5 protein-coding genes are annotated in these 10,101 nt (G+C 33.9%); 2 read left to right on the forward strand and 3 right to left on the reverse strand.

Annotation, left to right across the window (positions count from 1 at the left end; translation table 11 throughout):
* Positions 1 to 324: 324 nt before the first annotated feature.
* Positions 325 to 3,648 (reverse strand): VCBS repeat-containing protein, encoded by a 3,324-nt coding sequence (locus tag QM536_08280; GenBank protein ID MDI9357001.1) that lies wholly within the window; start codon positions 3,646 to 3,648, stop codon positions 325 to 327.
* 15 nt (positions 3,649 to 3,663) lie between these two features.
* Positions 3,664 to 5,115, reverse strand: coding sequence for an asparagine--tRNA ligase (asnS, locus tag QM536_08285; GenBank protein MDI9357002.1), 1,452 nt, complete (start codon positions 5,113 to 5,115; stop codon positions 3,664 to 3,666).
* Positions 5,116 to 5,456: 341 nt separating this feature from the next.
* Here asnS and QM536_08290 point away from each other — a divergent pair, with 341 nt between their 5' ends.
* The gene (locus QM536_08290) at positions 5,457 to 6,410 is read left to right on the forward strand and encodes a transketolase C-terminal domain-containing protein (GenBank protein MDI9357003.1); all 954 of its coding nucleotides are present in this window, start codon (positions 5,457 to 5,459) and stop codon (positions 6,408 to 6,410) included.
* Between the two features lie 12 nt (positions 6,411 to 6,422).
* Complete coding sequence (locus QM536_08295) at positions 6,423 to 7,526, forward strand: hypothetical protein (GenBank protein ID MDI9357004.1); 1,104 nt, start codon at positions 6,423 to 6,425, stop codon at positions 7,524 to 7,526.
* A gap of 9 nt (positions 7,527 to 7,535) precedes the next feature.
* On the opposite strand, the gene QM536_08300 is transcribed toward QM536_08295, so the two are convergent.
* Positions 7,536 to 9,806, reverse strand: coding sequence for a transglycosylase domain-containing protein (locus QM536_08300; protein MDI9357005.1), 2,271 nt, complete (start codon positions 9,804 to 9,806; stop codon positions 7,536 to 7,538).
* Positions 9,807 to 10,101 lie beyond the last annotated feature (295 nt).

A 10,101-nucleotide genomic window follows, 5' to 3' on the forward strand; every position in this document is an offset into this window, starting at 1 on the left:
GAAATGAAAAAATTTAGTTGCCCTATATTATACAAGGTAGGTTCTAAAAATTGATGTATTCAAAAAAAAGTGTTGGTAACTATTGATTTTTAAGGGATACAGTTTTTAGGATTTTAATTTTTAGAACCCCTCTTGTTGAATAAACTCTGAATCCAACATCCCATTTTTACCTGTTTTTTTGTGCTTTTCATTGATCATACTATACATTTTTTATTACTTGCAAAAATACATATATTTATATGATTTTCAAATATTTAAATTTTAGAACTCCCCTACAATAAAATTAGGTTTTTATTTTCTATAGAAAAAGTATCTCATAGTTATTCATTTATAAGAGAATACTTCCAAGGGAGCGTTATTTTTTGCTACGAGTATGTATTTTTTTTTGTGAATGGTTATAGAAGAGATATTTCTTATTTCTCCTTTTATATGTATTCCTATATCTGCGTTGTGGAGAGTGACAAAATTTCCTTTTTCATTGCCTTTGAGAAAGATTCCATAGCTGGCATCAGATATTCCTACTTCGGGTTTGGCACGATACAGGTTTCCTCCTATAAAAATATCGAGAGTATTATCACCATCAAAATCCATTATATTTGCTGCATATACGGGAGAAAATTGTGCTTCTATGGGTAGTTTTTGAAGGGTAAATGTTTGATTTGCATTTTGTATCCATACAGCAGTTTCCAAAAAAGGAGCGGTGAGAGTTTGCTTTGTTTCTAATTGTTTTTTGGTAAATATGTCTGCTATAGTTTGATTTTTATATGCTTTGAAGGAGAGATATTTTTTTTTCAGCATAGGTAATTGTCTTACTAAGTCCTGCCGAAGCACGAGTGGCAGTTCTTTTCCGTCTTGATAGCGAGTGAGTATTTGTTCTATGGTTCCATTTTGGTCAAAATCATTGATATGGAGTGAAACGGGTTCTGATTCGCTTGCTTTTATGGACGTATTGAGTCCAAAATTTCCTGCAAAAATATCTACTAAACCATCTTTATTGAAATCCGCTACCTCTAATACATTATACCAACCTGCATATTTTTGCAAAATATATTCATGAGTGCGATTGTGAAACCTGCCTCTTTCTTGTATAAACACTTGTATGGGCATCCATTCTCCACAAACGAGAAGGTCCATTTTTGTATCATTATTTACATCAGCCCATTTGGCATCGGTTATCATACCTATTGCAAGAAGATTTGGGCAGAGTGTCTGAGTTTTATCAGTAAAATTTCCTTTTCCATCATTTTGCAAGATATAACCATTTGCGGGCAAACCATACATTCCAGGAATATATCTACCGCCTACAAAGAGGTCTATATCTCCGTCATTATCAAAGTCGGTAGGTTCTACGGTAGCAGTGCTTTCAAATTTGTTCAGGGTAGGGAGTGCTTGTTTTTTTTTTTCAAATGTTTTTCCATTAATATACAGACGGTCTAAGAGATAAGGGGATTCTTGAGAAAATTCATTTCCTCCACTGGTGACGTAGAGGTCTGCCTTTTTGTCATTATTGGCATCGAAAAAAACACAATCCGTGTCTTCAGATTCTTTATCGACTTCAAAAGTTTTTTCATGCCTGCTTATAAAGCTCCCATCTTTCTTTTGCACAAAGAGTTTGCCCGCTTGCCCCTTTGCCCCACCTACATAAAAGTCATCTAATCCATCTCCATTCACATCTCCCACGCAGAGACAAGGTCCTTCGTTTGATTTCATAAAAAATAACAGTCGTTCTCTATCAAAATCATTGTATTCATTCTCTTTGTGTGTAAAATCTACTCCTTTTGGTAGTGCTGCTTGATGAAAAAGAGTTTTTGTTGCTTTATTTTTCTCATCTTTGAGAGGATCGGTTTCCCCTGTTGCTTCGGAGTGGTATGCTGTGAGGGAAGTTTTTTTTATATTTTTCAAAACAGTTTTTTTTCCGTCATACCAATCTATATGCAGAGAATCTATATGTTCTGTTTCTATCTTTCCCAAGCCAAACACAAGTTTATAATCAGAGGATGACATAAAACCTCTTTGAGGGCAAAGTTCTTGATATATGATCTGTGTCTTATGGTAAATAGTAATTTTTGTTCCTATGGCAAATGTATTTTTTTCTGCTCCTTTCAAATGAATGGAAAGAGTTCTGTTAAGGGGGAGCATTTGTTGGGAATTGTTTCTAAAAACCATTGCTTGAGCATTCACGTTATTTATAACTATATCTATATCACCATCATTATCTAAATCAGCGTAGGCAGAGCCATTAGAGTAGGTATTTTCTCCGAGTCCCCAATCAGCGGCTTGATTTTTGAATTGAAGATTTTTAAGATTTTCAAAAGCATAGTTTGGAACGCTGTGAGAAGGCATAGAATCTATAAGATGTTTGATTGCCTGTTTTTCTTTTTTGATAATACCCCGCATCACTTGGGGATTGGAAATAAAATTGACGTAGTCCTGGTTCAATAAGTCCTTATAAATACCATTTGCTACAAAAATATCCTTATACCCATCGTTATTCATATCAAAAATAAGCGCTGCCCAGCTCCAATCTGTCGCATGAACCTCTGCTAATCTGCCAATTTCACTGAATGTATTGTCTTTGTTGTGGAGTTGTAGTACATTTCTTCCAAATTGATGGTAATAACCTTGTGATAGAGCGTATTGATACTTGTCCCATGTTTCAAATTGAGTAGTGGTTTTAAGCCATTCGTCTTTTTCGGGGAGCATTTCTGTTACAAAAATATCGGGAAAGGCATCATTATTGATATCTGCTATATCTGCTCCCATAGAACCCATGCCTATTTCTCGGATATAATTTTCTAATGTTTCTTCAAAAGTTCCATTTTTTTGATTGATATACAAATAATCTCTTTCAAAAAAATCATTGGATATATACATATCTAACCAACCATCTTTATTAATATCTGCGATACTTATTCCTAATCCAAAACCGATATTGCTGGTATAAATACCTACTTTTTGTGAAACATCGTAAAAAAAATGATTCTCCTGCATCAAAAATTTGTTTCCTCCTTCGGTATCGGGCAGAAATCGTAAATCCTTTTTCATATCATATCCTTCCACAGACCTAATAGAATTGCTCAGAAGATAACAATCCAAGTCCCCATCTCTATCAAAATCAAAAAAAGCCGTATGAACGGAGAGAGTTTCAAAGTCCAATCCATATTCTGCGGCTTGTTCCATAAATGTTCCGTTTCCTGAATTAATAAAAAGTTCATTTTTTCTTCGCATACCCCCAGGGGGACCAGATTTACAAAGATATATATCCAAAAATCCATCTCCATTTATATCTATCAGAGAAATGCCTGTAACCCAAGAAACAGTCGTTCCTATACCTGCCTTTTCGGTAATATCTTCAAAAATAAAATTTCCCTTATTGAGGTACAATCTGCTAGGAACTAAATTACCTCCTAAAAAAATATCGGGCAAAGTATCATTATTAATATCTCCAATGCCCACTCCACCGCCATTATAAAAATTTCTAAAAGTATAGGGATTTACCTGTTCTGTATGGGGGAGGTTATTTTCAAACAATATGCCCGTGCTATCAGCAGGAAGAGAACTAAAAAGATATTCCCGTTGCGGAATATCTTTTTTATAGATGCAAGAAGCAAGTATGGAAAGCAAAAAAAGATGAATGAATCGTATCATAAATAGTAATATACCTTAAAAATCTACACTTCCGGGAGTGCGCGGAAAAGGTATTACATCTCTTATATTTCCCATACCTGTGACAAATTGCATAAATCTTTCAAAACCAAGACCAAATCCACTGTGAATATTCGTTCCAAACCTTCGGGTATCTAAATACCACCAGAGTGCTTTTTCATCCATCTTTAATTCTTTCATTCTCTGTAAAAGTTTTTCTAAACGTTCTTCTCTTTGTGAGCCACCTACCATTTCTCCTATTCCTGGAAAAAGAATATCCATAGCCGCAACGGTCTTATCATCATCGTTTTGTCTCATATAAAATGCTTTTATATGTTTGGGATACTGAGTAACAATAACGGGAGATTGAAAATGCTTTTCTACCAAATATCTCTCGTGTTCGGATTGAAAATCTACTCCCCAATCTTCTATGGGGAATTTGAATTTCTTTTTTTTATTGTGACTACAGTTTTTGAGAATTTCATACGCTTCGCTATAGGTAGTGCGAATAAAAGGATTTTGCAGGACAAACTGAATTTTTTCTAATAAGCCCATAGATGCGCGTTCTTCTTGTTTTTTTGTCTGTTCTTCTTCTTGATGTCTCTTGTGTAAAAATTCTAAATCGTCTTTGCAATTCTGTAAAGCGTTCTTGAGAAGATATTTTAAAAGAGATTCCGCAAGATTCATATTATCTTCCAAATCATAAAAAGCCATTTCAGGTTCTACCATCCAAAATTCTGCTAAATGACGCGTAGTATTAGAGTTCTCCGCTCGAAAAGTAGGACCAAAAGTATAAATTTCCCCCATACCCATAGCCATTAATTCGCCTTCTAATTGACCTGAAACACTCAAATTTGCTTTCTTCTTAAAAAAATCTTGTGTAAAATCTACTTCTCCTTTCTCATTTTTTGGAATATTTTGGAGATTGAGAGTGGAAACGGTAAATAACTCTCCCGCACCCTCCGCATCTGAAGCGGAAATAATAGGGGTATGGATATTAACAAAGCCACGCTGATGAAAAAAACTATGAACCCCATAAATCATCTCGTGCCGAACACGGACTATGGCAGAAAAAGTATTCGTTCTATGTCGCAAATGCATTACTTCTCGCAAAAACTCCAAAGAATGTTTTTTTGGCTGAAGAGGATATACATTTGCATCCGATTCTCCAAATATTTCTATATATTTTGCCCTGAAATCATACTTTTGTTCTGTCCCTTGAGAAGGTATTATAGCTCCCGTCACCTCAATACAAGCCCCCGTAGATACTCTTTTCAAAAAATCCTCTGAAAATTCATCAGAATAACATACCACTTGTATATTTTGAATACACGACCCGTCATTCAGAGTAATGAAACTTACGTTTTTACTCTCTCTTTTGGTTCTCACCCATCCCATAACAACGACTTGTTGTCGCTCATCGTCACTCTGCACTATCTCTTTTATTTTTACTCTTTTATTGTGAAGCATTTTTACTATTTATTAATTAAAATGTTTATTAAAATGATGGAAATATTTTGTTATTAAAAAAATGTATAATACTCATTTTGCTCATAAAATAATAATTACTAATGTTTTTACAAAATATAAAAACGTATAAAAATGAAATATTCTCATTGAGACCGATGCAAAACTAAATTACTCAACTTACGCAAAAATTATATTCAAAAAGTTTATCTTAATTATGCACCAATTAATGTTAAAAATATCTTATCCGCAATGATTATTTTGTTTATAACATTTTTTTTTTTAATATGCAAAATAGTTTTACATATTCACTGTTTTTAAATCATAGTTATAATACAATATATATGCAAGTGTTTGGAAAAAATGATACGAGGTCAGGGTTTGGAGATGGGCTATATGAGTTAGGGAAAAAGAATCAGCAAGTAGTGGCTCTTTGTGCAGATTTATTAGGTTCCTTAAAAATGGATGCTTTTAAAAAAGAATTCCCCGATAGATTTTTTCAGGTAGGGATAGCAGAAGCAAATATGATGTGTCTAGCAGCTGGTATGACCATAGGAGGAAAAGTTCCTTTCACAGGGACTTTTGCAAACTTTTCCACAGGAAGAGTATACGATCAGATACGGCAATCTATAGCATATTCTCAAAAAAATGTCAAAATATGTGCTTCTCATGCAGGCATTACATTAGGAGAAGACGGGGCTACTCATCAAATATTAGAAGACATAGGTATGATGAAAATGCTTCCTCACATGACAGTTATAAATCCTTGTGATTATAATCAAACAAAAGCTGCTACTATAGCAATAGCAGAGCATAAGGGACCTGTTTATCTTCGCTTTGGAAGACCAAAAGTCCCTATTTTTATCCCCGAAACAACCGTTTTTACCATAGGAAAAGCTCTCACGCTTTTAGAAGGAAATGATGTAAGTATTTTTGCAACAGGGCATCTGACATGGGAAGCAGTAATAGCCCAAGAAATCCTGCAAGAAAAGGGTATAAGTGCAGAAATAATTAACATTCATACCATAAAGCCATTAGATGAAAAAGCCATTCTTCATTCGGTAGCAAAAACAAAATGTGCTGTGACTGCGGAAGAGCATCAAATAGCTGGAGGAATGGGTGAAAGCATCGCTCAACTCATTTCTAAAAATAATCCCATTCCTATAGAATATGTAGCAGTAAATGACTCTTTTGGAGAAAGCGGAACTCCCGAACTCCTTATGAAAAAATATGGACTTACTGCTCACAATATAGTAGAAATGGCATTAAAAGTAATCCAAAGAAAAAATTATCTCTAACATATCTTTGTTTTGAATCATAAAAAATTGGAACAAGAAGAAGAATATTTTATAATATCTTTTAATAGGCAATTGGAAGAGTGGTATTATAAAAATAGAAGAGATTCTCTGCCATGGAGAAAGACAACAGACCCTTATCCTATATGGGTAAGCGAAATAATGCTTCAACAAACACAGGTTTCTCGAGTGGCAAAAGATTTTTTCTTGCAGTTTATGGATGCTTTTCCAAGCATCCAAAAATTATCAGAGGCAACTTGGGAAGAAGTATTTCATATTTGGAAGGGTTTAGGATACTATAGTCGTGGAAAAAACATGTTATTTTGTGCTAAAATAATACAGGAAACATTTGATGGGGATATAATAAAGGCAATTACCTCAGATATAGAAAAACTACCTGGAATAGGAGAATATACCCGAAATGCCATTTTATCATTTGCATTAGATGAAAAAGTGCCTGCAATAGATGTGAATATTAAAAAGATATTTTCTTGCTTAGTCCGTTCTTTTGAAGGAAATATATACGAAACAGCAGAAAAGTTTATAAAACAAAGCACCTCAGGAAGAGATTGGAACTCTGCACTTATGGATTTAGCACAGGATATAAGAACTCAAAAAATGATTCCCGAAGATCTCTCTCTCTTTTTTTCTGCGACAAAAGTAAATATTGTCTTCTTTGCACAAATTCTCAAAAAAAATAGTATATCCTCAGAAGCCAAAACCATTGCTGCATCTCACAATATTCCTCTCATAAGAATACATATTGCTTGTATCCGAAACGGAAAAAAATACATTGTTCAAAAAGAAGAAATGAAAGAGAAGCAATATACATTTCCCCATGCGATTGTCCATTGTAAGGAAAATTTACGTGATGTTCTCAAAGAGAGAATACAAAATCTCTTAAAAATAGATATTTCTATACGCCCTCATTTCTATCAAAAATTTATTGTCACACAGGAAAATGTTTCTTTATTATTCTTTCATAGATGCCAAATACAATCAGAAGTTCCGACTTTAGCTTGCCCTTTTGAATGGACTCACATAGAAGGGGTATCTATACAAAAATTTCCCCAAGAATATTACCAAGCATTGATAGAATTGCAAAAAAAATATAAATGAGAGTACGTTTTAAAATATCTCATCTTCTTCTTCTTCTTCTGTAAATTCATCATCATTGGAAACTTTTCTCGGGCATGACCATTCTCTGTATTCAGATGTTGGTTTATTAAAAGATCCTTTTATGAAACCAAGTTCTTCATCAGAGTATATTTTTGTCATAAAAAGATTCCATATTGGAAGAGCGGTTTTTCCACCCTGACCGAGAGTCCATTCTCTGAAATGAATGCTTCTGTCATCCCCTCCAACCCATGCTCCTGCTACTACATTTTTGGTAACTCCAATAAACCATCCATCTGATGCATTTTGAGTTGTTCCTGTTTTTCCTCCTATGTGATTTTGAATTCTTAACTCGGGCGAGATACCTAATGCTGTTCCTCCCGCTTCTTCTGTTGCTCCTCGTAGCATATAAAGCATAGAATACGCCGTTGCTTCGCTAATAGCTTCTACTTTTTTAGGGACAAATTCTTCAATAACATTTCCATGCTCATCTTCTATTCGGGTTATAAAAATGGGTTCTATCCAAGTTCCTAAATTTACATAAGTAGAATATGCTCCTACCATTTCATAAAGAGATACATCACCACCCGAACCCAAACAAAGTGAAGGAACCGGTAGTAATGGACTCTTTACTCCCAATCTTTGTATATACTCTACTACTGTTTCGGGAGTTAATTTTTTCATCCAAAAAGCAGTAATAGAATTAACAGACCTTGCCATTGCTTGCCGAAGGGTCATTTTTTTACCAGAAGGATGCCCATCCGGGTTATCTCTTGTTCCTGAATTCTTCGGGGTCCATGTAGACGGATTTTGGTAGGGCATGTGAAATGTAACAGGAGCATCTACTACTTCAAAACAGGGTGAATACCCATTATCTATGACTGCTGTATAAACAAACGGTTTTATAGTACTACCTGGTTGTCTTTTTCCTTGCATTACATGGTCAAATTTAAAGTATTTATGATTGATACCCCCTACCCATGCCTTAATAAATCCTTCATGTGGATCCATAGCCATAAATCCCGCCTGTAAAAAATGCTTATAATATATCAAAGAATCAACAAGAGACATAATGGTGTCTTTTTCAAAGTTTTTATCTTCCCAATCAAAAACTTTCATTCGTTTTTTTTTGTATAAATGCATCCTCATTTTTTTTGAATCCTCTCCATACTGCTGTTTTAGTAATGAATAGGACTCTATTTTTTTTATTTGTTCTTCTATAAATCCTTCTATCTCTTTCCCTTCGTCGTTTATCCATGGTTTTCTGCCTTGTAAATGGTTTATAAATCTTTTTTGAAGCATTGCCATGTGCTCTGTAACAGATTCTTCTGCGTGTTCTTGCATTCTACTATTGATAGTAGTATATATTTTTAAACCATCTTGGAATAAATCATACCCCTTTTCTGCACACCAAGATAAAAGATAATTCCGAACCACAGTTCTAAAATAGGTTGCCAACCCTTCGTTATGGTTATCTACTCTATATTTCAGTTCTATTGGTAATGTTTTCAAAGAATCGTACTCTTGCAACGATATATGTTCATTTTGATACAGATTATATAAAATTTCATTTCTTTTTACTAAGGATCTCTCGGGATTGGCTACGGGACTATAACGAGTAGGAGCATTTATTAGCCCTACTAAAACCGCTGATTCCTGGTAATTTAATTCAGCAGGTAGTTTATTGAAAAATGTCTTTGCCGCCGATTGTATCCCATAAGCATTTCCGCCAAAAGCTAAAGTATTAAAATACATCGTTAAAACTTCTTCTTTTGTATAATTCTTTTCTAATCGAATAGCAATAATCCATTCTTTAAACTTGGTAATAACTCTGCCTAAAAATTTTATTTTATAAAGAGAACCCTGATTTTCTTTCTCTGTTTCAAATAGATTTTCTGCCAACTGCATCGTCACAGTGCTACCACCACCCGAATAACGAAGTATAAAAGTATTCGATACAACACGTATTATTGCTTGTAAATCTATTCCCGAATGATTATAAAACCTAGTATCCTCCGTAGATAAGAGTGTGTTAATGAGCATCTCGGATAATTCATCATATTTTACGGGCGTTCTATTTTCTCTAAAATATTTTCCTAAAACAACCTTGTCTTCCGAATAGAGTAGAGACGCTTGATTCTCTTTCAAATTCTCAAATTTCTCCAAACCAGGCAATCCCCCAAACCAACCCCCAAAATCTATCTTTATAAGATAAAATAAAAGCGGTGTAGTGAGCATTACAAATAAAAAAAATCCCCATATTCCTCTGATAATATTCTTCATAAATCTTTTGTTATACTACATATTACATATACAAACTATGCTAAAAATTTCTATAATATTTTTTCCTAAATATATTTTCCTTTTCACTCACATAAAAACAGCAATTTACAAAAAAAATAATGTTTCTCTATTTATTACAAATTTTCCTCCATTTTACAGTGAAAATATATAAGAACCTTTCTATAATATATAATTACAATGGAGTTCTAACAATAAATTATTAAGAACCTGCAAACCTAATTTTTCTGCCAACATAGCTCACGTTATAAAACGTGGGCTTTTTTTTTGTTAATTT

It is taken from the genome of Chitinophagaceae bacterium (assembly GCA_030053935.1).
Taxonomy (GTDB): domain Bacteria; phylum Bacteroidota; class Bacteroidia; order Cytophagales; family JASGCU01; genus JASGCU01.